Origin of the sequence: Solirubrobacter phytolaccae, assembly GCF_027587195.1 — a bacterium.
GTDB lineage: Bacteria > Actinomycetota > Thermoleophilia > Solirubrobacterales > Solirubrobacteraceae > Solirubrobacter > Solirubrobacter phytolaccae.
In genome coordinates this window covers 51,820-77,150 of record NZ_JAPDDP010000020.1, presented here as the reverse complement: position 1 = coordinate 77,150, position 25,331 = coordinate 51,820, and the positions used below count along the sequence as shown (strand labels likewise).

The 25,331-nt window shown below is 69.3% G+C and carries 30 protein-coding genes and 2 tRNA genes; 20 read left to right on the top strand and 12 right to left on the bottom strand.

The genetic code is table 11. From position 1 onward, the window contains the following. Window positions 1-696: a ribonuclease activity regulator RraA gene (locus tag OJ997_RS13395; protein WP_270025613.1), complete on the bottom strand. Its 696-nt coding sequence runs from the start codon at window positions 694-696 to the stop codon at window positions 1-3. Between the two features lie 14 nt (window positions 697-710). On the opposite strand from OJ997_RS13395, the gene araD reads away from it, so the two are divergent. The 8 genes from araD to OJ997_RS13355 all read left to right on the top strand — a co-directional run bounded on the left by araD (window position 711) and on the right by OJ997_RS13355 (window position 7,944). After that, entirely contained in the window at window positions 711-2,384 is a 1,674-nt protein-coding gene (gene araD / locus OJ997_RS13390; RefSeq protein WP_270025612.1) for an L-arabinonate dehydratase, read from the top strand. Beyond that, complete coding sequence (gene lhgD / locus OJ997_RS13385; protein WP_270025611.1) at window positions 2,381-3,580, top strand: L-2-hydroxyglutarate dehydrogenase; 1,200 nt, start codon at window positions 2,381-2,383, stop codon at window positions 3,578-3,580. The genes araD and lhgD overlap by 4 nt, the downstream gene beginning before the upstream one ends. Before the next feature lie 22 nt (window positions 3,581-3,602). Then, window positions 3,603-3,675 (top strand) — tRNA-Thr (locus OJ997_RS13380). Between the two features lie 135 nt (window positions 3,676-3,810). Further along, window positions 3,811-5,094 (top strand): ATP-binding protein, encoded by a 1,284-nt coding sequence (locus tag OJ997_RS13375; protein ID WP_270025610.1) that lies wholly within the window; start codon window positions 3,811-3,813, stop codon window positions 5,092-5,094. A 66-nt stretch (window positions 5,095-5,160) separates the two neighbouring features. Then, a complete protein-coding gene (locus OJ997_RS13370) occupies window positions 5,161-6,105 on the top strand; it encodes an HNH endonuclease (RefSeq protein WP_270025609.1) in 945 nt (314 codons plus the stop codon). A 76-nt stretch (window positions 6,106-6,181) separates the two neighbouring features. Next, window positions 6,182-6,847: a FadR/GntR family transcriptional regulator gene (locus OJ997_RS13365; protein WP_270025608.1), complete on the top strand. Its 666-nt coding sequence runs from the start codon at window positions 6,182-6,184 to the stop codon at window positions 6,845-6,847. Continuing rightward, complete coding sequence (locus OJ997_RS13360; RefSeq protein ID WP_270025607.1) at window positions 6,840-7,736, top strand: sterol desaturase family protein; 897 nt, start codon at window positions 6,840-6,842, stop codon at window positions 7,734-7,736. The genes OJ997_RS13365 and OJ997_RS13360 overlap by 8 nt, the downstream gene beginning before the upstream one ends. Next, window positions 7,681-7,944: a hypothetical protein gene (locus tag OJ997_RS13355; RefSeq protein ID WP_270025606.1), complete on the top strand. Its 264-nt coding sequence runs from the start codon at window positions 7,681-7,683 to the stop codon at window positions 7,942-7,944. The genes OJ997_RS13360 and OJ997_RS13355 overlap by 56 nt, the downstream gene beginning before the upstream one ends. Window positions 7,945-7,956: 12 nt before the next feature. Here the strand turns inward: OJ997_RS13355 and OJ997_RS13350 are convergent, their stop codons facing one another. Both OJ997_RS13350 and OJ997_RS13345 read right to left on the bottom strand, forming a co-directional pair. Further along, window positions 7,957-9,234: a Fic family protein gene (locus OJ997_RS13350; RefSeq protein WP_270025605.1), complete on the bottom strand. Its 1,278-nt coding sequence runs from the start codon at window positions 9,232-9,234 to the stop codon at window positions 7,957-7,959. A 51-nt stretch (window positions 9,235-9,285) separates the two neighbouring features. Then, window positions 9,286-9,975 carry a DUF2461 domain-containing protein gene (locus tag OJ997_RS13345; RefSeq protein ID WP_270025604.1) on the bottom strand — a complete coding sequence of 230 codons (690 nt, stop codon included), beginning with the start codon at window positions 9,973-9,975 and terminating at the stop codon, window positions 9,286-9,288. Window positions 9,976-10,175: 200 nt separating this feature from the next. Between OJ997_RS13345 and OJ997_RS13340 the strand changes: the two genes are divergently transcribed. Both OJ997_RS13340 and OJ997_RS13335 read left to right on the top strand, forming a co-directional pair. Then, entirely contained in the window at window positions 10,176-11,543 is a 1,368-nt protein-coding gene (locus OJ997_RS13340; protein ID WP_270025603.1) for an alpha/beta hydrolase-fold protein, read from the top strand. Window positions 11,544-11,704: 161 nt separating this feature from the next. After that, entirely contained in the window at window positions 11,705-12,652 is a 948-nt protein-coding gene (locus OJ997_RS13335) for a hypothetical protein (RefSeq protein ID WP_270025602.1), read from the top strand. A 41-nt stretch (window positions 12,653-12,693) separates the two neighbouring features. On the opposite strand, the gene OJ997_RS13330 is transcribed toward OJ997_RS13335, so the two are convergent. The 3 genes from OJ997_RS13330 to OJ997_RS13320 form a co-directional block, all read right to left on the bottom strand. Then, window positions 12,694-12,906, bottom strand: coding sequence for a hypervirulence associated TUDOR domain-containing protein (locus OJ997_RS13330; protein ID WP_270025601.1), 213 nt, complete (start codon window positions 12,904-12,906; stop codon window positions 12,694-12,696). Between the two features lie 46 nt (window positions 12,907-12,952). Beyond that, on the bottom strand, window positions 12,953-15,109 hold the full coding sequence (locus OJ997_RS13325; protein ID WP_270025600.1) for an MMPL family transporter: 2,157 nt from the start codon (window positions 15,107-15,109) through the stop codon (window positions 12,953-12,955). A 112-nt stretch (window positions 15,110-15,221) separates the two neighbouring features. Further along, complete coding sequence (locus OJ997_RS13320) at window positions 15,222-15,626, bottom strand: hypothetical protein (protein WP_270025599.1); 405 nt, start codon at window positions 15,624-15,626, stop codon at window positions 15,222-15,224. 25 nt (window positions 15,627-15,651) lie between these two features. On the opposite strand from OJ997_RS13320, the gene OJ997_RS13315 reads away from it, so the two are divergent. Next, window positions 15,652-15,912 carry a hypothetical protein gene (locus OJ997_RS13315; RefSeq protein WP_270025598.1) on the top strand — a complete coding sequence of 87 codons (261 nt, stop codon included), beginning with the start codon at window positions 15,652-15,654 and terminating at the stop codon, window positions 15,910-15,912. Here the strand turns inward: OJ997_RS13315 and OJ997_RS13310 are convergent. Next, window positions 15,909-16,235 carry a hypothetical protein gene (locus tag OJ997_RS13310; protein ID WP_270025597.1) on the bottom strand — a complete coding sequence of 109 codons (327 nt, stop codon included), beginning with the start codon at window positions 16,233-16,235 and terminating at the stop codon, window positions 15,909-15,911. The two genes, OJ997_RS13315 and OJ997_RS13310, sit on opposite strands and share 4 nt — an antisense overlap. Before the next feature lie 112 nt (window positions 16,236-16,347). On the opposite strand from OJ997_RS13310, the gene OJ997_RS13305 reads away from it, so the two are divergent. Continuing rightward, window positions 16,348-16,848, top strand: a complete 501-nt coding sequence (locus OJ997_RS13305; protein ID WP_270025595.1) for a hypothetical protein — start codon at window positions 16,348-16,350, stop codon at window positions 16,846-16,848. Here the strand turns inward: OJ997_RS13305 and OJ997_RS13300 are convergent. After that, a complete protein-coding gene (locus OJ997_RS13300) occupies window positions 16,845-17,303 on the bottom strand; it encodes an Lrp/AsnC family transcriptional regulator (protein ID WP_270025594.1) in 459 nt (152 codons plus the stop codon). The two genes, OJ997_RS13305 and OJ997_RS13300, sit on opposite strands and share 4 nt — an antisense overlap. Before the next feature lie 106 nt (window positions 17,304-17,409). Between OJ997_RS13300 and OJ997_RS13295 the strand changes: the two genes are divergently transcribed. Beyond that, complete coding sequence (locus tag OJ997_RS13295; RefSeq protein ID WP_270025593.1) at window positions 17,410-18,600, top strand: amino acid permease; 1,191 nt, start codon at window positions 17,410-17,412, stop codon at window positions 18,598-18,600. On the opposite strand, the gene OJ997_RS13290 is transcribed toward OJ997_RS13295, so the two are convergent. Together OJ997_RS13290 and OJ997_RS13285 are read right to left on the bottom strand one after the other, a co-directional pair. Beyond that, window positions 18,580-19,200: an HD domain-containing protein gene (locus tag OJ997_RS13290; RefSeq protein ID WP_270025592.1), complete on the bottom strand. Its 621-nt coding sequence runs from the start codon at window positions 19,198-19,200 to the stop codon at window positions 18,580-18,582. The genes OJ997_RS13295 and OJ997_RS13290 overlap by 21 nt on opposite strands. Window positions 19,201-19,208: 8 nt before the next feature. After that, window positions 19,209-19,574, bottom strand: coding sequence for a hypothetical protein (locus OJ997_RS13285; RefSeq protein ID WP_270025591.1), 366 nt, complete (start codon window positions 19,572-19,574; stop codon window positions 19,209-19,211). A gap of 104 nt (window positions 19,575-19,678) precedes the next feature. Between OJ997_RS13285 and OJ997_RS13280 the strand changes: the two genes are divergently transcribed. Together OJ997_RS13280 and OJ997_RS13275 are read left to right on the top strand one after the other, a co-directional pair. Further along, window positions 19,679-20,029: a hypothetical protein gene (locus OJ997_RS13280; RefSeq protein ID WP_270025590.1), complete on the top strand. Its 351-nt coding sequence runs from the start codon at window positions 19,679-19,681 to the stop codon at window positions 20,027-20,029. A 12-nt stretch (window positions 20,030-20,041) separates the two neighbouring features. Then, window positions 20,042-20,311: a DUF3303 domain-containing protein gene (locus OJ997_RS13275; RefSeq protein WP_270025589.1), complete on the top strand. Its 270-nt coding sequence runs from the start codon at window positions 20,042-20,044 to the stop codon at window positions 20,309-20,311. 44 nt (window positions 20,312-20,355) lie between these two features. Here the strand turns inward: OJ997_RS13275 and OJ997_RS13270 are convergent, their stop codons facing one another. Both OJ997_RS13270 and OJ997_RS13265 read right to left on the bottom strand, forming a co-directional pair. Then, window positions 20,356-20,781, bottom strand: coding sequence for a VOC family protein (locus OJ997_RS13270; protein WP_270025588.1), 426 nt, complete (start codon window positions 20,779-20,781; stop codon window positions 20,356-20,358). An 11-nt stretch (window positions 20,782-20,792) separates the two neighbouring features. Then, window positions 20,793-21,227 (bottom strand): helix-turn-helix transcriptional regulator, encoded by a 435-nt coding sequence (locus OJ997_RS13265; protein ID WP_270025587.1) that lies wholly within the window; start codon window positions 21,225-21,227, stop codon window positions 20,793-20,795. 64 nt (window positions 21,228-21,291) lie between these two features. On the opposite strand from OJ997_RS13265, the gene OJ997_RS13260 reads away from it, so the two are divergent. From OJ997_RS13260 to OJ997_RS13240, 5 genes are all read left to right on the top strand, one after another. Then, window positions 21,292-23,517, top strand: a complete 2,226-nt coding sequence (locus tag OJ997_RS13260) for an NADP-dependent isocitrate dehydrogenase (RefSeq protein ID WP_270025586.1) — start codon at window positions 21,292-21,294, stop codon at window positions 23,515-23,517. A 50-nt stretch (window positions 23,518-23,567) separates the two neighbouring features. Beyond that, a complete protein-coding gene (locus OJ997_RS13255) occupies window positions 23,568-24,317 on the top strand; it encodes a VOC family protein (RefSeq protein WP_270025585.1) in 750 nt (249 codons plus the stop codon). Between the two features lie 30 nt (window positions 24,318-24,347). Next, window positions 24,348-24,605 (top strand): DUF7218 family protein, encoded by a 258-nt coding sequence (locus OJ997_RS13250; RefSeq protein ID WP_270025584.1) that lies wholly within the window; start codon window positions 24,348-24,350, stop codon window positions 24,603-24,605. 40 nt (window positions 24,606-24,645) lie between these two features. After that, the gene (locus OJ997_RS13245) at window positions 24,646-24,897 is read left to right on the top strand and encodes an Rv1322 family protein (RefSeq protein ID WP_270025583.1); all 252 of its coding nucleotides are present in this window, start codon (window positions 24,646-24,648) and stop codon (window positions 24,895-24,897) included. Between the two features lie 251 nt (window positions 24,898-25,148). Further along, a tRNA-Arg gene (locus OJ997_RS13240) sits at window positions 25,149-25,222 on the top strand. The last annotated feature ends 109 nt before the right edge of the window (window positions 25,223-25,331 follow it).

The following is a 25,331-nucleotide window of genomic DNA, read 5'->3' as shown; positions in this document are numbered from 1 at the left end:
CTACTGGGAGCGCCGGTGCTGGTGGTATCGCGCCAGAGTGGCTTCGTCGGGCGGATACGTGCCTCTGAGGGGCTTGCCGCCGGCGATCTCGGTTTGGATGAACGCCTCCAGCTGGTCTTGCTCGAACGCCGCTTCGGCAACTTCTTGTGCCAGGTGCTGGGGCACGCAGACGACGCCCTCCGCGTCGCCGACCATGATGTCGCCCGGGTAGACCGCGACTTCCGCGCAGCCGATCGGCACGTTCAGGTCGACCGCGTGGTGCTGGGCGAGGTTGGTCAGCGGGCTGGCGCCCTGCGCGTACACGGGAAGGTCGAGCTTCGCGATCTCGGGCGTGTCGCGGAGCGTCCCATCGGTGACCAGCCCCGCGACACCGCGAGCCTGCAATCGGGTCGCCAGGATCGCCCCCGCGCTTGCGGCCCGGCCCTGCCCGCGGCAATCCATCACGAGCACGTGGTCCGGCGGGACCGTCTCCACCGCCTTGCGCTGCGGGTGGTCGTAGTCCTGGTAGACGGCGAGCACGTCGATGTCCTCGCGCGCCGGGATGTACCGCAGCGTGAACGCCGGTCCCGCCATCCGGTGCGCCGTGACCGGCCTGATCCCGTGCAGGAACGTGTTCCTCAGGCCTCGTGACAGGAGCTGTGTCGAGACCGTGGCGGTGCTGACCTGCTTGAGCAGCTCGATCGTGCGCGCGTCCATGGCACGATGTTGACGTGCGCAGCCACCGATGGTTCGGCGTCGACGACCTGCGGTCGTTCGGGCACCGTTCGCGAACCCTGCAGATGGGCTTCGACCGGGAGGACTTCGCGGGCAAGCCCGTGATCGCCGTGGTGAACACGTGGTCGGAGATCAACCCGTGTCATACGCATCTGCGCTCGCGGGCGGAAGATGTGAAGCGGGGCGTTTGGCAGGCCGGCGGATTTCCGCTGGAAGTGCCGGCGCTGTCGCTGAGTGAGCCGTTCATGAAGCCGACGACGATGCTCTACCGCAACCTCCTGGCGATGGAGACGGAGGAGCTCCTGCGCTCGTATCCGTTCGACGGCGCCGTGCTGATGGGCGGGTGCGACAAGACCACGCCCGCGCTGGTCATGGGAGCTGTGAGCGCCGGGTTGCCGTTCATCTTTGTGCCGGCCGGGCCGATGCTGAACGCGTCCTGGCGCGGGACGACGTTGGGGTCGGGCTCGGACGTCTGGAAGTACTGGGACGAGCTGCGGGCCGGCGAGATCACCGAGGCCGACTGGCACTCGGCCGAGGAGCGCATCGCCTCGTCGCCCGGGCACTGCATGACGATGGGGACGGCGTCGACCATGACCTCGGCGGTCGAGGCCCTGGGGCTGTCTCTGCCGGGCGCGGCGTCGATCCCGGCTGCGGACAGCGACCACCCGCGCATGGCGGTCGCGTCCGGTCGGCGGATCGTGTCGCTGCCTTCGTCGCCCTTGTCGGTGGAGTCGTTCGAGAACGCGATCAAGGTCGTGCTGGCGCTGGGCGGTTCCACCAACGCCGTCATCCATCTGGTCGCGATGGCGGGGCGCGCGGGCATCGAGGTCACGGTCGACGACTTCGACCGTCTGTCGCGCGAGGTCCCGGTACTGGCGAACCTGCGGCCGAGCGGGAAGTACCTGATGCAGGACTTCTTCGAGGCGGGCGGCCTGCGCGGCCTGATGTCGCGCCTGTCGTTGCACGACGTCCCGACCGTGAGTGGCTACTCGCTTCACGAGACCTTGCAGGGCGCTGCCGTGTGGGACGACGATGTCATCCGGCCGCTGGACAACCCGTTGAAGCAGGAAGGCGGCCTGGCGATCCTCCGCGGGTCCTTGGCGCCCGACGGTGCGGTCATCAAACACTCGGCGGCGTCGCCTGAGTTGTTGATGCACACCGGCCCGGCGGTCGTGTTCGAGAACTACGACGACATGGCCGCACGCATCGACGATCCCGATCTGGACGTCACCGCCGACTCCGTCCTGGTGTTGCGCAGCGCGGGGCCGTTGGGTGGGCCCGGCATGCCGGAGTGGGGGATGCTGCCGATCCCCAAGAAGTTGTTGGAGCAGGGTGTGCGCGACATGGTCCGGATCAGCGACGCAAGGATGTCCGGCACCGCCTACGGCACGTGTGTCCTGCACGTCTCACCGGAGTCGTTCGTGGGCGGGCCCTTGGCTTTGGTCCGCACCGGCGACTCGATCACGCTCGACGTCCCGGGACGCCGTCTGGATTTGAACGTCTCCGACGACGGCCTCGCCTCCCGCCGAGCCGCCTGGAGGCCCCGCGAGTTCCCCGCCACCCGCGGCTACGCGCAGCTCTTCGCGAAGCACGTCACCCAGGCCCACGAGGGCTGCGACTTCGACTTCCTCCACGGCGCCGGCGGCGTGGACGAACCCGCGATCCATTGACCCAGCCCTGGGAAGTAGTCGTCGTCGGGGCGGGCATCCTCGGCCTGGCCACCGCGCGCGAGCTGCTGCTCCGGTCGCCGGACGCGCGCGTGCTCGTGCTCGAGCGAGAGACCGAGGTCGCGCAGCACCAGACGGGCCACAACTCCGGCGTCATCCACGCGGGCATCTACTACAAGCCTGGCTCCTTGAAGGCCCAGCTGTGCACGGCGGGCCGAGCCGAGCTGTACGCGTATTGCGACGAGCACGGGATCGAGTACGAGAAGTGCGGCAAGTTGATCATCGCTCGTGACGCGTCGGAGCTCGCGGCTTTGGACGAGCTGGAGCGCCGCGGGATCGCGAACGCGGTCCCGGGTCTGCGCCGCGTCGCGGGCTCTGAGATCCCCGAGTTCGAACCGCACGCGGTGGGCGCCGCCGCTCTTCACTCCCCCGAGACGGGCATCGTCGACTTCGCCGCCGTCGCCCGAGTCATGGCGTCCGAGCTGCGCGCCCTCGGCGCCTCGATCCACACCGGCGTCGCCGTCCGCTCCATCACCCGCCACGGCTCGACGACGGTCGTCTCCACGAGCGAGGGCGACATCCCCACACGCCGCGCCGTCGCCTGCGCCGGCCTCTGGTCCGACCGCCTCGCGGCAGCGTCGAGCGGCTCCGACGACCCGCGCATCATCCCGTTCCGCGGCGGCTACGCGAAGCTCAAGCCCGAGGCGCGCCACCTGGTCCGCTCCCTGATCTACCCCGTCCCGGACCCGTCCTTGCCCTTCCTCGGCGTGCATCTGACCAAGACCGTGAGCGGCGACATCTGGCTCGGCCCGACCGCCCTGCTCGCGCCATCAAGGACCGCGTACTCGCTATCGACGGTCAACCGCTTCGACCTCGGCTCGACACTCCGGTGGCCCGGCACCTGGCGGATGGCTCGCCGCTTCTGGCGCACGGGCCTGACCGAGATGCACTTCGCCGCCCGCCGCGCCTCCTTCGTGCGCGCGTGCGCCGACTACGTCCCGGCGTTGCGTCCCTCCGACGTCGAGCCGGGTCCGGCCGGCATCCGCGCCCAAGCGGTCGATCGCTCGGGCGCCCTCCTCGACGACTTCGCCTTTGGCTCCACGCCGGGCATCCTGCACGTCCGCAACGCCCCATCCCCGGCCGCAACCTCGTCCTTGGCCATCGCGAAGCTGATCGCAGATCGACTCGACGCCGCGTAGTCGCTACCCTGCTTCTCCGCACGCCCTCTTAGCTCAGTTGGTAGAGCACTTCCATGGTAAGGAAGGGGTCGCCGGTTCGAGTCCGGCAGAGGGCTCCTAAGAAACCCCCGCACAGTCGGGGGTTTCGTCGTTCTAGGGCGAGCGCGTCGCTGTATCCAGTGCCGAAACTGTAAGGTCGCGCTTGCCGAAACTGTTCGTTTGGACGAGCCGTTCTAGTACGCTGGTTCCGGTTGTCTCCCTCGAACCCGTACTCACGCCGGGTCCTCGACGACGAGCTCGACGAGATCATCGCCAGCCTGCCTGCGATCGCTCTGGAAGGCCCGAAAGGCGTCGGCAAGACGCGCACAGCGCTGGAGCGGGCGCGAACGGTTCACCGGCTCGACGATCCGGCCGAGCGTGCCGTCGCTCAAGCGGATCCTCGTCGGCTGCTGGAAGGCGATGCGCCCGTGCTGATCGACGAATGGCAGCGCCTCCCGGAAGTGTGGGACCTCGTGCGACGAGCAGTCGACGACGGCGCGCCTGCGGGGCGCTTTCTGTTGACGGGATCGGCGGTCCCGGACCCGCCGCCGACGCACTCCGGTGCCGGCCGGATCGTAAGCGTCCGGATGCGTCCGCTGGCGTTCAGCGAGCGTCGAGGGACCGCGACGGTCAGCCTCGCTGATCTGCTCGCCGGGGTGAGCACTCCGGTGGCTGGCACGACGGAAGTCGGGCTGGAGGACTACGTTGAGGAGCTGCTCGCCTCTGGGTTCCCAGGACTGCGATCGGCTTCTGGCCGTGCGCGGAGGCTGCAGCTCGAGGGCTATCTCCAGCGCGTCGTCGACCGCGATATTCCCGACGACGCCGGCGTGACCATCCGGAACTCAGCGGCGTTGCGGCGCTGGATGAACGCGTACGCGGCGGCAGCGTCGACGACTGCCTCATTCGAGACTATTCGGGACGCGGCTAGCGCGGGCGACGAGAGCAAGCCGACAAGGGTCACGACGCAGGCGTATCGGGACGCCCTCACTCGCGTGTGGGTGCTCGACGAGGTACCAGCGTGGATCCCAAGCAACAACCGTCTCAACGAGCTCGGCCAGGCGCCGAAGCACCAGCTCGTCGATCCGGCGCTGGCGGCGCAACTGCTGGGCGTTCAGGCGTCTACGCTGCTCGCCGGTCAGGCCGCCGGCCCGGCTGTGCCCCGCGACGGCACCCTTCTCGGCGCGCTGTTCGAAAGCCTCGTGACGCTTTCGCTGCGGGTGTACGCGGCGCACAACGAGGCGCAGGTGAAGCACCTCCGCACGGCGCGCGGTCGGCAGGAAGTCGACCTCATCGTCGAGCGTGCCGACGGCAGCGTCGTCGCCCTGGAAGTCAAACTGACGCGAACCGTGTCGGACGGCGATGTGAGACACCTTCGGTGGCTCGGAGACAAGCTCGGCGATCGCGTCCTGGACAGAGTCATCGTCACAACCGGGCCGCAGGCCTACCGCCGCGAAGACGGAGTCGCGGTGATTCCGCTGGCGTTGCTCGGCCCGTAAGCGTCAGGGTTCGGCAGCAGCCCTGAGGTGCTGGACGACTCCTCCTGGGTCGGTGATACTCGAGCGGTGGACGATGAGCACGATCGACTGCTTCGCGCGGCTGCGTTCGATCGCGTTCGGGCGCTGAGCCGGCGGTATGACGACCTCGTACCGCTCTCGGCCATCAAGGACGGGTTCGTCTTCAACGGCGCCCGCGTGAGTTTCGGCTCCTTCTTCAACGGGATCTACCGCGCGAAGGAGCTCCACGGGCCCTCCGCTCTGGCGATCGTCACAACGCCGCCGAAGTCGAGCAGACCGGCGCCGTACGAGGACACGTTCGACGAAGTCGCGGCAAGGTTCACGTATCGCTTCCGCGAGGCGAGCAGTGATTCCTTACGTGCGAGAGCGCAGGCCGAATCGGACAATCGGACGTTGATCGCGGCGCACCAGCACGGCGTTCCGCTCATCTACTTTCGCGGGATCGCCGCTGGGCAGTACATCCCCCTAGCGCCCGTGTTCGTCACCGGGGTGGATCTCGAGAAGCGATTGGCCAATCTCGAGGTGGGCCTGCCGATCGCCGACACCACCGGCGACGGCATGGTGAGCGATATCGACTCGCGTCGTTACGCGACGCGAGATGCCGCTTATCGTTTGCATCAGCACCGGTTTCGCCACGCCGTGCTTCGTGCGTACCGCACCCGTTGCACCATCTGCTCGCTCAAGGAAGCGTCGCTGCTGCAGGCCGCGCACATCATGGGAGACCGCCACGAGCTGGGCGACGCCGTCGTCGTCAACGGCCTCGCCCTGTGCGCGATTCATCACCTCGCCTACGACCGCAACCTCGTCGGCATCGATCCGGACGGCGTGATCCACATCCAGAGTCGACTGCTCGAGCAGGTCGACGGTCCGATGCTGAAGAACGGGCTCCAGCACTTCCACGGTGCGCAGATCCTGCAGCCGTCGCGCGCCGATGAACGTCCAGACCCAGAGCGACTAGCGCAACGCTTCGAGGCGTTCCAAGCCGCCGCCTGAGACCTGCGTCGCGGCGACCAACTCGCTTCACTCGTCTACCACTGGTATAACCAGTCTCGTGACTGGTCCAACCAGTGTGACTGCCTCCAGCCGCATCCACGCACGGCTGCGCGGCGACATCCTCGGCGGTCGGTACGAGGTCGGCGATGCGCTGCCGTCCGAGCGGCGGCTGAGCGAGGAGCTCGAGACGAGCCGGCACGGCGTCCGTGAGGCGCTGAAGCGGCTCCAGCAGGCCGGGCTCGTCTCCATCAGTCAGGGCGGCGCGACGCGCGTGCGCGACTGGCGTCGCCACGGCGGACTCGAGCTACTGCTCGATCTCGCCGCGGAAGGCGACGCGCCCGAAGCGCTTCACGTGCCACGTGCAGCGATGGAGATGCGCGCCAGCATCGGTGCCGACGCCGCGCGTCGCTGCGCCGAGCGCGCAGACGCGGCGACCAAGGCGCAGATCGTGGCCCGCGCGGAGCAGCTCGCCGCCGTTGAGGACCTCGCCGCCCGCAACGCGCACTACGAGGTGCTGTGGGAGCTGATCGTCGACGGCGCCGACAACATCGCCTACCGCCTCGCGCTCACGTCGTTGATCGCATCGAGTCAGCGGATCGCGTCCGTCGACGCGCACGCCGTGTCCGCAGAGCTCGACGACACCGAGGCGATCCGCGCCCTCGCGCACGCGATCAACCAGAGCAGCGAGAACGTCCACACCCTCGCCGCCGACCTCTTGGAGCGCTCGATCCCCCGTGGCTGAGGTCCTCTACTACGCGATCCCGTTCTTCGTGCTCCTGTTGATCGCGGAGTATGCGTCGTTCCGGCACCTCGACCACGACCACGACGACATGGTCGGCTACGACCTCAAGGACACCGGAACGTCGCTCGCGATGGGGATCGGGAACGTCGTCATCAACGTCGGCTGGAAGCTCGTCGTGGTCGCGGTCTACGCGGCGCTGTACGAGCTGACACCCCTCAGACTCGAGCCCCACAACCCGCTGACCTGGGTGCTGCTCTTCTTCGCCGACGACCTCGCCTACTACTGGTTCCATCGCGTCTCGCACGAGAGCCGCGTGTTCTGGGCCAGCCACGTCGTCCATCACAGCTCGCAGCACTTCAATCTGAGCACTGCGCTGCGCCAGACGTGGGTGCCGATGACGTACTTCCCGTTCTGGCTGCCGCTGCCGCTGCTCGGCTTCCCGGTCTGGATGGTGCTCCTCGCGCAGGCGTGGTCGCTGATCTACCAGTTCTGGATCCACACGGAGCGGGTCAAGCGACTCCCGAAGCCGCTCGAAGCCGTCCTCAACACGCCCTCGCACCATCGCGTCCATCACGGGATGAACGACCAGTACCTGGACAAGAACTACGCCGGCATCCTGATCATCTGGGACCGCATGTTCGGCACCTACGAACCCGAGGGCGAGCGGGTCAAGTACGGCCTGACGACGCAGCTCACCACCTTCCACCCGGTTCGGGTCGCGTTCCACGAGTACATCGCGCTCGCCCACGACGTCCGCGCCGCTCGCGGCCTGCGTACGAAGGTCGCGGTGCTGCTGCACGGGCCTGGCTGGGAGCCCGAGTACCCTCGACCGCATGGCCGAGTCCCCGAAACGCCGACTGCCGCAGGTCCGGAACGTCCCGTGGGGTGAGTTCCGCAAGCACGCGACGACGGCGTTCCTGATGCTTCAGGCCGGCTGGGCCTCCCTCTCGGAGGAAGAGCGCAAAGAGGCGCGCAAGCTTGTCACGAAGTCGCGCGGGAACCCGAAGAACCTCTCGAAGCTCGAGGCACGCAAGCTCGGAAAGCTGGCGGCCAAGGCTGCGCGCGCGGCCTCGTCTGCCCGCCGCCTCAAGCGTTAGCGGCGCGCCGCGCTAGTTGGCTGGACGAGCGGGCACTCGCCGTGCGGGCGGCGATGTCAGCGTGTCCGCTCCGGGGCTGGCCAACTGGCGTTCCAGCGCGGTGAAGCTGTCGATGAGCTCGGCCGCTTCGAAAGCGCGGTTGCGTTGGCCGATCGTCGTCTGCGTCAGCACTCCGGCATCGACGAGCCGCGGGATCGCTTCGTTGACAGCTTGAAAGCTGCGACCGGTAAGGGCCGCGGCGCTCTGAACCGTGACCATCGGTGCTCCTGGGAGCGCCTGGATGAGCAACTCGGCGGCCGAGTCCTTGCGAACCCGGCCGAGGCGTTTCCGCCATTCGGCCTGCAGCGTGCGCACGCGTTCCTCGTAGGCGCCCGCGTCCTGCACAGCGCGCCGGCATGCGCCGGCGAACAGCGAGATCCATGCGTTGACTCCGTCGATTGCGGCCGCGTCGTCCGGCGGTCCGACGAAACGCGTTCGCGTGAGCCCGTCGATGTAGTCCTTCGACCATGTCGCGAGGACCAGCGAGATTGGAGGAACGAACCTCGGTGCTAGCCCGCGCCGGCGCAGGATGACGTGAATCAGTGCGCGACCGGTTCGGCCATTGCCGTCGGCGAAGGGGTGGATCGTCTCGAACTGGGCGTGTGCCAGTGCAGCTTGCGCGACCGCGGGCATTCGGTCCTGGTTGCAGAGGGAGCACAGGTCTTCCATGAGTTCTCGAACCCGCTCAGGCGGTGGTGGCACGAACGCCGCAGAACACGGGTTGAAGCTGCTTCCGCCAATCCAGTTCTGCTCGTCGCGGAGCTTGCCGCCGTAGTTCTGCATGTCTGTGCCGGCGAGCAGACGCTCATTGACCGCCAGGAGGTCATCGACCCGCAAAGCCGGGGTGCCGCTGAGCGTCTCGACCGCCCAGTGCATGGCCTCGACGTTGTTCAGCACCTCAGTAGCCGTGATGTCTGGTCGAGCGTCGTCCAGGTCACGCGCCAGGTCGGCTCTGAGCAGCCGTCGTCCTCCGACTTCAAGTCCTTCGATCTTCGAAGATGCGACCGCTTCGGCTCGCAAGAGAAGACGTGCCATCGCTTCCGAGTCGGCGAGCGCGGTGGTCTCCTGGTTGAGGTGGCGGATGGCGGCCTCAGCATCGCTGACGTCGGCGGCGGTATCGCCGTTGAGCGACAGATGCGCCTCCGCCAACCTGTCCGGCACGTACGCCTCGAACTCGCAGCCTTGCCGCTCGCGGCGTGACAGCCCCGATCGTGTATCGGTCGGCCACTGAAGCTTGACTAGCGTCGCCACTTATTCAAGCTTATCTCGTAACCTTGAATAAGGCTGGCAGTTGTTCAAGGTTCAGTACGCGACGCGCGAGCTCTCGCACAAGAAGCGCATGAAGTCGCCGGCGGCTGCGGCGCGCTCCAGGTACAGGTCGAGGAACCCCGGCGCGATCACGTCCTCCTCGGTCAAAGGCGAGTAGGCGATGAAGTCCTTGCGCTTGAGCTCCTCGATCAGCGGGTGCTCCTTGTCGAAGCCCGCCGGCGGGCGCTTCAAAGACTCGCCGCCCAGCGAGTACAAGGGCGCGAGCCCTTCGACCAGGCCGGTCCACCGAGCAGGCTTGCCCGCGATCGCCGTCCGGATCAGGTGCAGCACTTCGCGCTCCGGGTGCCAGGTGCCGCACGCCATGAAGACGTTGCCCGGCTCCAGATGCAAATAGAAGCCCGGCGCGTGGACGTCGCGCGTGCGCGCGTGACGGAACTGGATGCCGGTGTGGGTCTTGTAGGGCGTCTTGTCCTTGGCGAAGCGGGTGTCACGGTAGATGCGGAAGACGGAGCCGCCGGTCGTGCGGGCGTCGGCGACGAAGTGCGGGCTGATCTCCTCGGGCAGGCGCATGCCGACGTCCTCGACGAAAGCGAGCGCGGGCTCCTGCACCTCGGCGACGTAGCGCGCCTTGTTCGCGGCGAACCACTCGCGGTCGTTGTTGGCGGCGAGATCGCGCAGGAACGCGAAGAGCTGGGGCGAGAAGGAGGGCTCGACGTCGGTCACCGGAACATCATGGCCAACGCAATGAGTGACACGTGTAAGTCCGCACTCGGACGCAGCCTTTGACACGCGCGCGGTGACCCGCGACCCTCCGCGCAGCTGCTCGGGAGGCCGCGGGAGGAGAACCGCATGACGGCCGCCGGGCAGGACATGGCGCGGAGCGCAGGGGGCGATCCGCGTCGCCTATCCAGGGAGGCACTCCCGTGCGCTTCATCGTGCTCGCGCTCTTCGCGCTGGCCGGACTCGTGTCGGCGTCGTCCGCATCCGCGGCACCGGCACCCGCACCACCGAACACCGTCGTCCGAACGGACGTCATCACCGACACGCACCCGCTGGGGTGGAAGGTCTCGGCCGTCGCGATCGAGTACCGCAGCACCATCAACCTGGGAACGGCTGTCGTGCCGAACGCAGCGTTCACCGTCAACGCGACCGCCAACGGCGTGACCGCGCCGCGCACGGTCGTCGCCGTCTACACGAGCAATGTCGCCGAGGTCGACACCCGCGGGCCGAAGGGCACGCCGGGCAAGTACCTGATCATCGAGCTGAGCCCCGACGACCGGAACTCCGGCGCGCTCGTCTACGCGCAGGGCCGCAACGAGCCGATCCCGCTCACCGGCGCGTACTCGATCCGGCAAACCCAGGACGTCGTCGACAGCAACGGCAAGGTCCGCCTGAAGGCCGCGCCGTACGCGATCACGAGCCAGGGCCAGATCAACCCGATCGTCGACGACTTCATCAGCGGCACTTACACCGACACCACCGGCTACGCGATCAACTTCCGGCTCTACACGCCGCAGGCCCGCCCGGAGTACCGCAAGGACGGGTTCCCGCTCGTGCTGTTCCTGCACGGCGGCGGTGAACGCGGCGCGAACAACATCTCGCAGATCACCGCCAACCAGGGCGCGGCGGCGTTCGCGACCCAGGATCGCCAGGCGAGCGACCCGAGCTACGTGCTCGCCGCGCAGGTGCCGGTCGGCTCCAGCTGGACGACGGCCGCGCAGCAGAACGCGCTGATGGAGCTGCTCGACACGATCGTCGCCGGCAACCCGATCGACAAGGACCGCCTCTACGTCACGGGCATGTCGATGGGCGGGATCGGCACGTTCGACCTGCTGCCGAAGTACCCGACCAAGTTCGCGGGCGCGTTGCCGATCGCCGCGGCCGGCGACGTCACGAAGATGCCGCTGATCAAGAACGTGCCGATCTGGGCCACCCACTCGATCGACGATCCGACCGTCAACTACACGACCGGCACGCTCGCGCTGATGAACGCGCTGGACGCCGCCGGCGCGCTCGTCACGCGCGGCCAGTGGGCGGGCAACCTGCCCGAGCTGCAGGCCGAGGCCGAGGCACTGCGCCTGTACGCGCAGGCCGAGACCAACAACAGCCACACGCTGCTCACCGCGTTCACGCCGGGCACGACGCCGGTGAACGCACACTGGTCGTGGGTCCCGACCTACCTGAACGACGTGATGCTCGACTGGCTCTTCGATCAAGACCTGCAGGACCGCCCGGCGCCGACCACCACCTCGGTGACCGCGACGACGCAGGTCGTCGGCATCGCGGGCTAGAGCCGAATTCGCCGATGCGCCCGATCTGGGCGCATCGGCTCATCGTCCAGTCCCGTCACGGGCATGACAGCCGCTACTCGTAGCTTGAGCATTAGTCACGTACGTTGCGGTCGACGAATGGCGGACATGGGGGTCCGCCAGGTCAAATCAGGGAGGGTTCAATGCGTAAGCATCTTTCGCCGGGTGTTGTCCTTGGCAGCATCGCGGTGGTTCTCGCGTGCACGGGCAGCGCTACGGCCGGCGTGCTGATCACGTCGGGCACGATCAAGGACGGGACGATCCAGGCCCGTGACATCAAGAAGGGCACGATCTCGACCGATCGGCTCGCGGCCAGCGTTCGGACGCAGCTCGCGAAGGCCGGCACGCCGGGTCCCGCGGGTCCCGCCGGTCCGGCCGGCACGCCCGCCACGACGGTCCTCGGCTCCGCCCCGCAGGGTGCCGCCAAGGGCGAGGCCGGCGCGGCCGGCAAGGACGGCGTCAACGGCAAGGACGGGCTGAGCGGCTCGAATCCGGCCACGCTCGTCGCCAAGAGCGGCGACGCCAGCTGGGGCGCGGTCGGCGGCGGTGGCACCACGCCGTACCCCGCCGCGAGCCTGAGCGGCGGCGAGCTCCGTCTGCAGGGCGGCTTCGACGGCTCGACGCCGAGCGGCGCGATCGGCTTCGCCCGCGCGTACGACAACGTCGCGCTGAGCTCGCTCAAGACGCTGAGCTACGACTTCCGCATCATCAAGCGCAACGCCGGCAACGTGGTCGCGCCGACGATCCACATCACGCTGCTCAAGGCCAACACCGGCACCACGAGCGGCTTCACGAACCTCGTGTTCGAGCCCTACATGCAGGGCGACTTCGGCCTCAACCAGCGCTACAGCCTCGACGCGATGTCGGGCAAGTGGTGGGCGACCCGCGCCGCGGGCGGCATCAACCAGGGCAACCCGGCCACGTGGGCCGACGTGATCGCCAAGAACCCGGACGCGACGATCAGCGCCATCAGCTTCGACAACGGCGGCTCCTCGGGCAACACGACCCCGGCGGATCAGTTCCAGGCCGGCGTCGACAACGTGCTCGTGGGCTTCGGCTCCGAGTTCACGCGCTTCGACTTCGGCGGCTAGACCCGCACGAGAGCCCCGGGCCGCGGCCCGGGGCTCGACCGTCATCGGCGTTTCAGCGCGTCCGGCTTGTGGACGGCCTCGCCGCCGCCCTTCTCGCTGCGGACGAGGTACTGCGGCTCCTCCTGCGAGGCGCGCACCGTGCGCCCGGCGAGCTCGGTGTCGGACGTGAGCTTGCGCTCGACCACGCCCGGCGTGTCGTCCTTGCCGTGCGAGCTCCACACGACTTTGTCGCCCTGCTTGAAGTCATCGGCCATGGGCGAGAGCTACCCGCCCATGGCCGTGTCCGCGTGCCAGGTTCCGCTACCGGTAGGCGACCTCGCGCTCGGGCTCGTCCACGGCGGGACGCTCCTCGGGCGGCTCGATGTTCAGGTGCGGCAGGCGCTTGTCCAGCCACGCGGGCATCCACCACATCGCGGGCCCGGCGAGGTGCATCACGGCGGGCAGCAGGAGCAGCCGGATGATGAACGCGTCGATGAAGATCGCCGACGCGAAGCCGACGCCCATCATGGCCAGCGCGCGTTCGTTGCCGATCGCGAAGGCGCCGAAGACCGCGATCATGATGATCGCCGCGGCCGTCACGACGCGACCGGTCATCGCCAGGCCGTGCTGGACGGCGTACTTCGCGTCCTTCGTGTGCGTCCACTCCTCGTGCATGCGGGAGACGAGGAAGACCTCGTAGTCCATCGAGAGCCCGAACACGACGGCGAAGACCATGATCGGCAGGAAGGACTCGATCGGCCCGGTCGCGTCGCCGAACAGGCTCGCGAAGTTGCCGTCCTGGAAGATCAGGGTCACGACGCCGAACGCGCCGGCGATCGAGAGCAGGTTGAAGATGCCGGCCTTGACCGGGATCAGCAGCGAGCGGAAAACGATCGCGAGCAGCAGCAGCGAGAGGCCGACGACGACGCCGATGAACAGCGGGAGCTTGTCCCGGATGGTCTGGGAGAAGTCGAGGTTGCTCGCGGTGGTGCCGCCGATCGAGATGCGGGCGCCGGTCGCGTCGGCCACGGGCGGGAGTGTCGTGTCGCGCGCCGTCCGGACGGTCTCGTCGGTCTTCTCGTCCTGCGGCGTCGTGGTCGGGTAGGCGATCATCGTCGCCGTGTCGCCGGCCTCGTTGAGCTGCGGCGGGAGCACCTGGGCGATGCCGTCCTGCTTGCCGAGCGCGTCGGTGATCTGGCCCAAGGCGGCGTCGTCGCCCGGAGCCGGCAGCTCGACCGCCAGCAGCAGCGGCGCGTTGAAGCCGGCGCCGAAGCCCTCCTTGAGCAGGTCGTACGCCACACGCGCGGTGTCGTCCTTCTTGTACGTGCTCGCGTCACTGGTCGCGAGCCGCATGTGCAGCGCGGGAGCGGCGAGCGCGAGCAGCACGGCCAGCGCGACGATCGCCACCGGGGCGGGACGGCGCGCGACGAACCGGCTCCAGCGCGCGGAGAAGCCGGTCTCGGTGTCGGCGCCCTGGGTCGCGGGCTTCACGCGCCCGCCGATCTTGCTCAGCAGCGCCGGGATCAGCGTCAGCGCGCCGGCCATGGTCGCCAGCACGGACAGCGCAGCGGCGATCGCCGGGCCGTAGAGGAACGAGATGCCGAGCAGCATCATGCCGAGCATCGCGATCACGACGACGACGCCCGCGAACAGCACGGCGCGGCCGGAGGTGTCGATCGCGACCAGCGTCGCTTCGCGCACGTCCCGCCCGCCGCCGCGCTCGAGGCGGAAGCGGTTGAGGATCAGCAGCGCGTAGTCGATGCCGACGCCGATCCCGATCATCGCCGCGAGCTGCGGCGCCCAGTCGACGACGTCGATCACGCGCGTGGCGACGACCGCCGTCAGCGACAGGCTCACGATCATCGCGAACAGCGCGTTCAGCAGCGGCAGCCCCATGGCGACGATGCCGAGCGTCAGGAAGAGCACGATCGCCGCGACGAGGATGCCGATGATCTCGCCGGCGCCGCCGGTCTCGGCGGTCGACCAGTGGATGATGTCGCCGCCGAGCGCGACCTGCACGCCGTCCTGGCCGTCGAGCTTGAGGACGTTCTCGGCCATGGTCTTGACCGGCACGGGATCGACGTCGCCGGGTGCCGCCTTGAACTGGATCTGCGCGAAGGTGATCTTCCCGTCCTGGGAGACCGGCGCGCCGTCGGCGAACGGATCGGCGACCGCGAGCACCTCGGGCGACTTCTTGATCTCCGCGACGACGCGTTCGATCGTCGGCCGGTTGGCGTCGTCGAGCACGCCGCCGTCCTTGACGGCGAACACGACGTTCGCGGTGTCACCCGACTGCTGCGGGAACTTCTCCTGCAGCAGGTCGTAGGTGCGCTGGGACTCCGTGCCCGGCAGGTTGAAGTTGTTGACGAACTCCCCGGCGGCGGTCACCCAGAGCCCGATGGCGACGACGAACGCGGCGAGCCAGACACCGAGGACGGTGCGGCGACGGTCGTGGGACCAGGCGGCAAGCTTGCGCATGCACGCAACCTAAAGCGGCGCTCAAGAGATCTCGCCGGGGGTACCCGTATGCCGGGGTAGGGGTGGCACCCGTACCGGACCTGATGTGAACCCCCGACTCCTCAGCCAAGCTTCAGCGACGGCGCGCCCAGGCGGTGATCGCCATGCCGGTGAAGCCGATGCTCGTCGCGACGAACGACGCCGCGGCGGCCGCGCGGTACTCCGGCCGTTGATCGGCATCGGGCTTGAACGCGAGCGGGAGGAACAGCAGCGCGTTGGTCCACGCCCCGACGCCGAGCGCCGCGGCGACCGGGCGGGGCGCGTCGGGCACGGCGGTCGCGCACGCCACCGTCGCGGTGCCGAGGATCGCCATGTCCAGGTGCCATTGGCGCACCCGCGCGGCGCTCTGGATCCCGACCGCCTTCGCCTTCTCCGGCTGCTGGCGCGTGAACGTGTACACCCAGCCGGAGAGCGCGCCGGCGGCGAGCTCGGTCAGGCCGGAGGCGAGCAGCAGCGACGGGCGGGCGGGCGAAGGCATGCGCGCAGACTGGCATGCTGCATCCATGAAGGGCGACGTACAGCTGTTGCTCGTCCGGGTCACGCTGCCGGTGACGGTGTTCGTGGTGGGGGTGATCCTCGTGATCCTGGGCGGGGAGGTCGCGCAGGGCGCGGGCATCTTCCTGATCGGCTCGTCGGTCCTCGGCGCGCTCGCGAACGCGTACATGCGCCTCGGCTTGCAGAGCAACGAGGACCGCGAGCGCGAGGAGGCGCGGCGGCAGTTCCTGGAAAAGCACGGGCGCTGGCCGGGGCGCGACGAGCTCTAGCCATGTGAGGAGCGGACGGTGCGGTGGCCGCGCCGTCGCTCGCCCGCGAGCTCGGCGGCCCGGTGCAGGTCGTCGAGGATCACGGTGATCGTCTGCTCGACGAGCTCGCTCGCGCGGACGAAGTCCGCGGGCGGGATCGAAGCGAGCCGGACGCCGACGGTGCCGGCGACCATCGCCAGCACGTCGTGGCGGGTGACTTCGAGGGGCTCGCCGGTCGTGTCCGTGAGGGCCTCGGCCAGGCTCTCGACGACGCCGACGACGCTGTTGCCCACGTTGATCAGCTGCACGACGAACTCCGCGACGTGCTCGGGAAGGGTGTCCATGCCTCTTGTAGGGCCGAGCGCCTGCGGTTCTCTGCAACGAAACTGCACCAACTCTGTGAATTCTCTCGCGCTCGCGGTGGGGATCGCGGGCGGCGGTGGGACGGTGCCGGGCATGAGCCACGAATCCGGGATCCTCAGCGCGCAGGACAGCGTCGCGCTGCTCAAGGAGGGCATCGCCGTGCTCTCGGTGCAGGACCACGAGGGCCGCGTCCAGGTGGGCGTGGTCGGGCGCGACGAGGAGTACGTGCGCCGGCGGGTGACCGAGCGGCTGGGGGACGTCGACGTGTGGGTGGTCGGCGACGTGGCACGCCAGCTGCGGCCCCGGGCCGCCTCCGCCTACATGGAGCGCGCGCCCGGCCTGCTGCAGCTGCGGTATCTCATCCAGGGCGACCAGCACGTGGACGAGATCGTCACCGCCGAGGACGACGAGACGGTGGTCGTCTGCGGGTGCGTCTGCATGTCGGTCATCGGCGACCACGGCGAGCCGATCGACTTCCCCGCGCACGCGGCCCTGGAGCGGCCGCTCGGCGATCGGGTGGTGATCGACGGCGTGAGCGGTGAGCCGCTGCCGTTCCGCAACGTGTACGAGGGGATCGGTGAGCCGTTGGGTTAGAGCGGAAGCGGGCTTGCCGACTTGACGGTGCGCAGGGCGAAGTCCGACCGGACGTCGGTGACGTGCGGGAGCTTGAGCAGCGTGTCGAACAGCAGCCGCTCGTAGTCGACGAGGTCGCGGACGACGACCTCGAGCCGGAAGTCGGCCACGCCGGACACGATGTGCGCGGAGATGACCTCGGGCGCGGCTGAGAGCGCGCGTGAGATCTCCGCCGCGGACTGCTCGGAGTGGCGCTCCACCTTGAGGTCGACGAAGACGGTCAGGCCGAGCCCGAGGCGCGGACGGTCGAGCACGGCCGTGTAGCCGGAGATGACGCCGGAGGTCTCCAGCGTGCGCAGCCGGCGCAGGCACGGCGACGGCGACAGGTGCAGGCGCTCGGCCAGCGCCGCGTTCGAGATGCGGCCTTCGCTCTGCAGGATGGCCAACATCTGGCGGTCAACGCGGTCCAGGGGCATGATCGTCCTCTCGTCGTCGCTTCTGGAGCAGATCATTGCGCAATGGTGTGGCCAGCACCGCACAAATGAGCACCACATGCCCCGGGATCGGCGGGAACCTATCTGCATGCTCACGACGCGGACGGCCATCGCTCTCTACGTCGGCGCCGTGCTCGGCCCTGGCGTCCTGTTCATCCCGGCGGTCGCCGCGCGGGAAGCGGGGCCGGCGTCGATCCTCGCCTGGGCCGGTCTGCTCGCGCTGTCGATCCCGCTCGCCGCGACGTTCGCCGCGCTCGGCGCGCGTCAGCCCGAGGCAGGCGGCACCGCGGCGTACGTGCGCAGGGCGTTCGGTCGTCGCGCGGGTGCGACCACGGGCTGGTGGTTCCTCGCCGGCGTCGTGATCGGCGCGCCGGCGGTGGCGCTCGTCGGTGGGTTCTATGTGGCGGAGCTGCTGGACGCGGGGCGCGGCGCCGCGGTCGCGGCGGCCGCGGGCATGATCGGCATCGTCCTGGTCACCAACGCCGCGAGCCTGCACACCACGGCGCGGCTGCAACTCGGGCTCGCGGCGGTGCTCGGCGCGCTGCTGCTCGTCGCGGTCGTCACGGCGTTGCCGCACAGCCAGGCGGAGAACTGGACGCCGTTCGCGCCCAACGGCTGGCTCGCGATCGGCGGCGCGGCGAGCGTGCTGATGTTCTCGTTCGTCGGCTGGGAGGCCGGCTCGCACCTCGCGGGTGAGCTGCAGGACCCGCGCCGCCAGTTGCCGCGGGCGATCGGCACGGCGCTCGCCATCGTGGTCGTGCTCTATCTCGGCCTGGCCGCGGCGACGATCGGCGTCGGCACGCAGTCCGACGTCCCGCTCGCCGACCTGATGGGCGCCGGGCTCGGCGACGCGGGCCGGCGGATCACGGCGCTGCTCGCGGTCCTGCTGACGATGGGGACGATGAACACGTACGTCGCGGCCGCGACGCGGCTGGCCGGAGCACTCGCGGAGGAGGGCAACGCGCCGCGCTTCCTGACGGCGCCGAAGCGGGCGCTGGCCACGATGGCGGGGATCTCCGGTGCGCTGCTGCTCGTGCTGGCGCTCGAGGTCGTCGACGTCGACGCGCTGATGCGGGCCACGAGCGCGCTGTTCGTGGCCGTCTACGTCACCGCGACCGCGGCGGGCCACAAGCTGCTCGAGGGCACCGGTCGCGCCGCGGCGGGGATCGCGTTCGTCGCCGTGCTCGTCGTCTTCGGGTTCTCCGGCGCGTACATCCTCGTGCCGCTCGCGGTGATCGCGCTCACGAAGGTGTCGAGCTCAAGGCGCGCCATCGCTTAGGCGGTCGAGCTCGTCGATCGTGCGACCGAGCTCCTCGAGCGCGGGGATCGCGCGCTCGCCGAGCGCGTCGCGGCGGGCATCGAAGGCGTCGTAGAGGCCGCGGTAGTACATGCGGATGTAGGTGCCCTCGCGCGAGGTGAAGCGGCTCCAGAGCGCCTCGCCGTGCGTGCGGTAGTCGAGCAGGAGCGCGCGGGCGTTGTGAAGCTTGTCGGCGAGCGAGACGCGCAGCTCGTCCGGCTGCTTGTGGGCGATCGACGCGATGTACGCCCGTTTGCGCTCACCCCACGGCGGCTTGGGCTCGGCGTCACTGTCGGAGTTGGCGAGCACGATCCGCGCGGCGTCGGGGCCGAACTCGCGCTCGATGCGCTCGAGCATCGGTTGGCCGCCGCCGTCCTCGACCGCGTCGTGCAGGAGCGCGGCGATCGCCTCCGTCTCGCTGCCGCCCAGCTCCAGGGTCAGCCCGGCCACGCTGAGCAGGTGGCTGACGTACGGGATCTCCGTACCCTTGCGCAGCTGGCGGCGGTGGTGATCGGTCGCGAGCAGGAGCGCGCGGTCGAACGCGTCGGTCAGCAGGGGTGTGTCCGTGTAGGTCTCGGCCACGCGTCGCTTCAGTATCGCGTGCCGCGCCGGCGCGGGATCTTCGGGTACCGGCGTCGGCGGTGGGCGCTGCGCGGGTCGCGCTTGGGGACCTCGGTCTCGACCTCACATGCCGAGAAGTTGAAGCTGCCGATCGTCAGGCCTGCGGCGACCTCGAGCGCGGCGGTGGCCGCGCGCAGGTCGCGCGGGCCGAGCAGCATCGCGGTGGGAGCCAGGAGGTCGTACAGCGCGTACCGATAGAAGTCGAGGGCGGCTGCGCGGTCGGCGACGTCGGTCGCGCGGGTCAGCTCGTCGACGATGCTGCTCGACGAGGTGACGAGCTCGAGGAGCGCGTCGACGAGTTCAACGTGGCCCGGAGGCGTAGCGAGTTCTTCCATGGTCTGTGTAGGCCATCGCGGGAACTTCTCGCCCCCTCGAGAATTGACAAAGAAGTTGCAATTTCGTCTTGTTTCGTGACAGCCGGGTCGCGGATGCTCCCGATATGGCACCCAAACATACGTTCGCCGGAGAGCTGTCCCAGTACGAGCGGCCGAACTGGGACCCGCTGATCGAGCTCGTCGGTGTGCACCTCGTGCGCTGGTTCATGTGGATGCACGAGTTCGAGGTGGACGGCACGCCCGCGCACGCGTACAAGCACGTGGCCACGCGGCGCTACCTGCACGTGGGCGAGGACGGGCGGCTGTTCGGCTACGTGCCCCGGTTCCGGTACCAGGTGGTCGAGCGCGGGGATGCGCTGGACGAGGTCTTCTTCGAGTGGGAGGAGACGCTGCCGCAGCCGGACGAGGCCGCGCTCGCGGCGCTCGAGCAGCTGCGTCGGAAGGCGGCGTCGTGAGAGGGTTCGCCGATGCAATTCATGGTGATCGAACGCTTCCGGGCCGGCGCCCGCCCGGTCTACGAGCGCTTCGGGGAGCAGGGGCGCCTCATGCCGGACGGGCTCGAGTTCGTCGCGAGCTGGGTGTCTGCGGACCTAGGTCGCGTGTTCCAGGTCATGGAGTGCGACGACATCACGCTGCTCCAGCGGTGGGTCGCCAACTGGGAGGACCTCACGGAGTTCGAGATCGTCCCCGTCGTCCCGGGCGGGACCCCGACGGCCGACGCGGTCCTGGGGCGCTGACTCGCCGCGCGCCGCGTGTGCGCGCGGCGGCTCATAGAGGCACATCACGCGGGGGAGGCGACCTGGGTGAGCTGCGACAGCCGGAAGTGGTTCCCGGACGGGTCGCGGAAGCCGCAGTCGATGCCGTAGGGGCGCTCCTCGGGCGGCTCGGTGAACTCGACGCCCCGGCCCTTGAGGGTCTCGTAGTCCGCCTGGATGTCCTCGGTCGTGAAGAACACGGCGGTGGCGACGCCCTTGGACATCGCGTCCTGAGCGGCCTTGAAGCGCTCGTCGTCGAAGACGGGCGCGCCGGGGATGGCCATCAGCACGAGCGCGACGTCCGAGCCGGCCGGCGCGACGGTCAGCCAGCGGAAGTTGCCGAGCTCGGGCATCGTGACGTCCTCACGCACCTCGAAGCCGAGCTTCTGCGTGTAGAAGGCGAGCGCTTCGTCCTGGTCGTGAACCCAAATCTGCGTGGTGGCGATCTTCATGGGACAGCAAGCTATTCGGGGCCCGCGCCGTTGTCTTCTCGAAATGTGCGGTGTTGCGGACGGCCGTACGCGCGCACGACGCAGCTGGGCACGACGGCGCGTGAAACGGCCGGTGGATGGCTCGCGCGGTACTGGGTCGGCGTGGCGTCGAACATGCGCTTGAAGCTCGTGGTGAACGAGCCGACGCTGGTGAGGCCGACGTCGAGGCAGATCTCCGCGATCGAGCGGTCGGTGTTGCGCAGCAGCGCGGCGGCGCGCTCGAGCCGGCGGGTCAGGAGGTACACGTGCGGGGAGACGCCGAACTCCTTGCGGAACGCGCGCGAGAAGTGGGCGCGGGAGAGCCCGGCGGCCGCGGCCATGTCGTCGACGCCGAGCGGCTCGCTGTACCGGAGGTCGGCGAGGTCCTTGCCCCTGAGGAGATGCCGGGCGAGCGGGACGTGCACCATCGGATCGAGTATCGCCGATGGGTACCCTCACCGCCCCAGGAACAACGAACGCGAAGAGCAGGCGATGAAGCTCATCTACACGTATACGGACGAGGCTCCGGCGCTGGCGACGCACTCGCTGCTGCCGATCGTCGAGGCGTACGCCGCGCAGGCGGGCGTCGACATCGAGTTGCGCGACATCTCGTTGGCCGGGCGCATCCTCGCCCAGTTCCCCGACCGGCTGACGGATGAGCAGCGGGTCGCGGACGCGCTGAGCGAGCTCGGCGAGCTGGCCAAGACGGCGGACGCGAACATCATCAAGCTCCCGAACATCAGCGCATCGATCCCGCAGCTCAAGGCCGCGATCAAGGAGCTGCAGGACGCGGGCTACGACATCCCGGACTACCCGGACGACGCGGGCACGGATGACGCGAAGGCCGCGCGCGACGCGTACGACCGCGTGAAGGGCTCCGCCGTGAACCCGGTGCTGCGCGAGGGCAACTCGGATCGTCGCGCGCCCGCGTCGGTGAAGGCCTACGCCAAGGCGCACCCGCACTCTATGGGCGCGTGGTCGAAGGACAGCCGCACGCACGTCTCGACGATGAGCGACGGCGACTTCCGCACTACGGAGCGCTCGGTGACGCTGCCGGCCGCGGACGAGCTGACGATCGAGTTCGTCGCGCCGGACGGCACGGCCACGCCGCTCAAGCGCGCGATCAAGGTGCAGGAGGGCGAGGTGTTCGACGGCGCGGTGCTGCGCGCGCGGGCGCTGGACGCGTTCCTGGCCGAGCAGATCGCCGACGCCAAGGAGCAGGGGCTGCTGTTCTCGCTGCACCTGAAGGCGACGATGATGAAGGTCTCGGACCCGATCATCTTCGGGCACGCCGTGCGCGCGTTCTTCGCGGGCGTGTTCACCGAGCATCGCGAGGCGCTCGAGAAGCTCGGCGCGAGCCCGAACAACGGGCTTGGCGCGATCCTCTCGGCGCTGGACGGGCTGCCCAAGGAGGAAGGCGACGCCATCCGCGCGGCCATCGAGGCCACGTACGAGACGGCGCCGGACCTCGCGATGGTGGACTCGGACCGCGGGATCACGAACCTGCACGTGCCGAGCGACATCATCATCGACGCGTCGATGCCGGCGATGATCCGCTCCTCGGGCCAGCTGTGGAACGCCAAGGGCGACACGCAGGACACGAAGGCCGTCATCCCGGACCACTCCTACGCGGCGCTGTACGCGGAGACGATCGACTTCTGCCGCGAGCACGGCGCGTTCGACCCGTCGACGATGGGCACGACGCCGAACGTCGGCCTGATGGCGCAGAAGGCCGAGGAGTACGGCAGCCACGACAAGACGTTCGAGATCGCCGCGCCGGGCACCGTGCGCGTCGTCAACGGCGCGGGTGAGACGCTGCTCGAGCACGACGTCGAGGCGGGCGACATCTGGCGCGGCTGCCAGACCAAGGACGCGCCGGTGCGCGACTGGGTCCGGCTGGCCGTCGAGCGGGCGCGCGCGACGGGCGTGCCGGCCGTGTTCTGGCTGGACCGCACGCGCGGGCACGACGCGGAGCTGCTCAAGAAGGTCGAGGCCTACCTCGGCGAGCACGACACGGACGGGCTGCAGATCGAGATCCTGCCGGTCGCCGAGGCGACGCGGTTCACGCTCGAGCGCGCCGCGCGCGGCGAGGACACGATCTCGGTCACGGGCAACGTGTTGCGCGACTACCTGACGGACCTGTTCCCGATCCTCGAGCTCGGCACGAGCGCGAAGATGCTCTCGATCGTGCCGCTGATGCAGGGCGGCGGGCTGTTCGAGACCGGCGCGGGCGGGTCGGCGCCGAAGCACGTGCAGCAGCTCGTGAAGGAGAACCACCTGCGCTGGGACTCGCTGGGCGAGTTCCTCGCGCTGGCGGTGTCGCTGGAGTTCCTGGCGGAGAAGACCGACAACCCGCGGGCGCAGGTGCTGGCCACGACGCTGGACGCGGCGACGGGCTCGCTGCTGGAGAACGGCAAGTCGCCGCAGCGCAAGGTCGGGCAGCTCGACAACCGCGGCAGCCACTTCTACCTCGCGCTGTACTGGGCGCAGGAGCTGGCCGGGCAGTCCGAGGACGCGGAGCTCGCGGAGGCGTTCAAGCCGCTGGCCGAGCGCCTGGCCGCGGACGAGGAGACGATCGCCGGCGAGCTCGCGGCGGCGGAGGGCGACAGCGTGGACCTCGGCGGCTACTACTTCGTCGATCGCGACAAGGCCACGTCGGTGATGCGGCCGAGCGAGACGTTCAACGCGGCGCTGGAGACGCTCACCGCCAAGGCGTAGTCCTCAGCCGGATGCGTGTGCCCGCGGCCGTGCGGGCATACGCTCCGGCCATGGGGGAACGAACGAGCCACGCACCCGGGACGCTGTCCTGGACCGAGCTGCTGACGAGCGACGCCGACGGCGCGAAGGCCTTCTACACGGAGCTGTTCGGGTGGTCGTACGACGACCGCCCGGTCGGCGAGGGGATGGTCTACTCGATGGCGCAGCGCGACGGCAAGAGCGTCGCCGCGCTGTACCAGAGCGACGATCCGCCGCACTGGAACTGCTACGTGACCGTCGAGTCGGTGGACGCCACGGTCGAGGCCGCGCGCGGGCTCGGCGCACAGATCCTCGCCGAGCCGTTCGACGTGATGACGGCGGGCCGGTCGGCGGCGATCGCGGACCCGACCGGCGCCGTGCTCTACCTGTGGCAGCCGGGCGACAACATCGGCGCCTACCTCGTCAACCAGCCCGGGGCGATGGCTTGGAACGACCTCGTCACCGCCAACCCGGACGCGGCCACCGACTTCTACGGCCCGCTGTTCGGCTGGACGATCGAGGAGCTCCCGGAGGCCATGGGCTACCGGATCATCAAGAACGGTGAGCGCACCAACGGCGGCGTGATGCCGATGGACGGACCGTCCGCGTGGATGCCGTACTTCGGCCATGACAGCGTCGACGCCGTCATCGAACGCGCCGAGGGCCTCGGCGCGAAGCTGATGACCGGTCCGATCCCCGTGCCGTCGGGCAAGTTCGCCGTGTTCGTCGACCCGCAGGGCGCCGTCTTCGGCGTGCTCGAGTCCAACGCCTACGACGACTGAGGCGGGCTGCCGGCTGGGTAGATCCGAGGCATGGCAACCAAGGATCACGGTCCGTCCGTGAAGGACGACGAGCAGTACGAGGCGCTCCGCGATCAGGGCGCGAGCAAGGAGAAGGCGGCACGGATCGCCAACTCGAACACCAAGTCGACGGCGAAGAAGGGCGGCAAGGCGCCCGCCTATGAGGACTGGACGAAGGACGACCTCGAGGAGCGGGCCAAGGAGATCGGCATCGAGGGGCGCTCGGACATGAACAAGGATGAGTTGATCAAGGCACTCCGCGACCACTAGCGTCCCGGGCCTGGAACGCCAGGCCCCGAGGTGGTGGGTGGTGCGGCCGGCGCAGAACTCCAAGCCGGCCACGTATCGCTGCCCGTTCTGCGAAGAGCACCTGCCGTCGATGATGGAGCACGTGCTGATCGCCCCCGAAGGCGACACGCGGCGCCGCCGGCACGCGCACACCGAGTGCGCGCTGGCCGAGCGCCGCGCCGGGCGGTTGCCGTACCGCGACGAGTGGCTCGCGACGCAGCCGGAGCGGCGCGGCCGGCTCGCGCGGCTGCTGGGCGGCCGCCGCGCCCGTTGACGCTGCCCGGGCTCGAACCCGGAGGCGCCCCGGACTCGAACCCGACTGCCCCTTGCAACGTCCGTCACGAGGCCCTACCTTGCAGCTCCGCATGACAAGCAGCCGCCGAGAACTCCAGCTGTACCTCGCCCTCGCCGGGAGGTGCGTCCACGCCTGAGCGCCTGCTCGGACAGTGACGCAGCACCAAGCGAGGGCGGCCCGGCGGGCCGCCCTTTTTCGTTCCTTGACAACCGCATACCGATGCAACACAGACGCTCGTAGCTCAGTGGAAGAGAGCACCGCCCTGCGACGGCGGAGGCCGCTGGTTCGAATCCAGCCGAGCGTGTTCACCGCGGGCCGAAGGCGGCCGGTTATCGCCTGTCAAGCGATGGCCGACACCGTCGGTCATTTCCTCCGGTCGCCGACCCATGACCGCGGTGAGTGCTTCACCTGTC

Bases quoted from the DNA above. Each gene is read 5' to 3' on its own strand.
- OJ997_RS13395 (WP_270025613.1), bottom strand. From the start codon at position 696: ATGGACGCGCGCACGATCGAGCTGCTCAAGCAGGTCAGCACCGCCACG.
- OJ997_RS13355 (WP_270025606.1), top strand. From the start codon at position 7,681: ATGGCCGAGTCCCCGAAACGCCGACTGCCGCAGGTCCGGAACGTCCCG.
- OJ997_RS13335 (WP_270025602.1), top strand. From the start codon at position 11,705: ATGCGTAAGCATCTTTCGCCGGGTGTTGTCCTTGGCAGCATCGCGGTG.
- OJ997_RS13330 (WP_270025601.1), bottom strand. From the start codon at position 12,906: ATGGCCGATGACTTCAAGCAGGGCGACAAAGTCGTGTGGAGCTCGCAC.
- OJ997_RS13325 (WP_270025600.1), bottom strand. From the start codon at position 15,109: ATGCGCAAGCTTGCCGCCTGGTCCCACGACCGTCGCCGCACCGTCCTC.
- OJ997_RS13320 (WP_270025599.1), bottom strand. From the start codon at position 15,626: ATGCCTTCGCCCGCCCGCCCGTCGCTGCTGCTCGCCTCCGGCCTGACC.
- OJ997_RS13315 (WP_270025598.1), top strand. From the start codon at position 15,652: ATGAAGGGCGACGTACAGCTGTTGCTCGTCCGGGTCACGCTGCCGGTG.
- OJ997_RS13310 (WP_270025597.1), bottom strand. From the start codon at position 16,235: ATGGACACCCTTCCCGAGCACGTCGCGGAGTTCGTCGTGCAGCTGATC.
- OJ997_RS13305 (WP_270025595.1), top strand. From the start codon at position 16,348: ATGAGCCACGAATCCGGGATCCTCAGCGCGCAGGACAGCGTCGCGCTG.
- OJ997_RS13300 (WP_270025594.1), bottom strand. From the start codon at position 17,303: ATGCCCCTGGACCGCGTTGACCGCCAGATGTTGGCCATCCTGCAGAGC.
- OJ997_RS13295 (WP_270025593.1), top strand. From the start codon at position 17,410: ATGCTCACGACGCGGACGGCCATCGCTCTCTACGTCGGCGCCGTGCTC.
- OJ997_RS13285 (WP_270025591.1), bottom strand. From the start codon at position 19,574: ATGGAAGAACTCGCTACGCCTCCGGGCCACGTTGAACTCGTCGACGCG.
- OJ997_RS13280 (WP_270025590.1), top strand. From the start codon at position 19,679: ATGGCACCCAAACATACGTTCGCCGGAGAGCTGTCCCAGTACGAGCGG.
- OJ997_RS13275 (WP_270025589.1), top strand. From the start codon at position 20,042: ATGCAATTCATGGTGATCGAACGCTTCCGGGCCGGCGCCCGCCCGGTC.
- OJ997_RS13270 (WP_270025588.1), bottom strand. From the start codon at position 20,781: ATGAAGATCGCCACCACGCAGATTTGGGTTCACGACCAGGACGAAGCG.
- OJ997_RS13265 (WP_270025587.1), bottom strand. From the start codon at position 21,227: ATGGTGCACGTCCCGCTCGCCCGGCATCTCCTCAGGGGCAAGGACCTC.
- OJ997_RS13260 (WP_270025586.1), top strand. From the start codon at position 21,292: ATGAAGCTCATCTACACGTATACGGACGAGGCTCCGGCGCTGGCGACG.
- OJ997_RS13255 (WP_270025585.1), top strand. From the start codon at position 23,568: ATGGGGGAACGAACGAGCCACGCACCCGGGACGCTGTCCTGGACCGAG.
- OJ997_RS13250 (WP_270025584.1), top strand. From the start codon at position 24,348: ATGGCAACCAAGGATCACGGTCCGTCCGTGAAGGACGACGAGCAGTAC.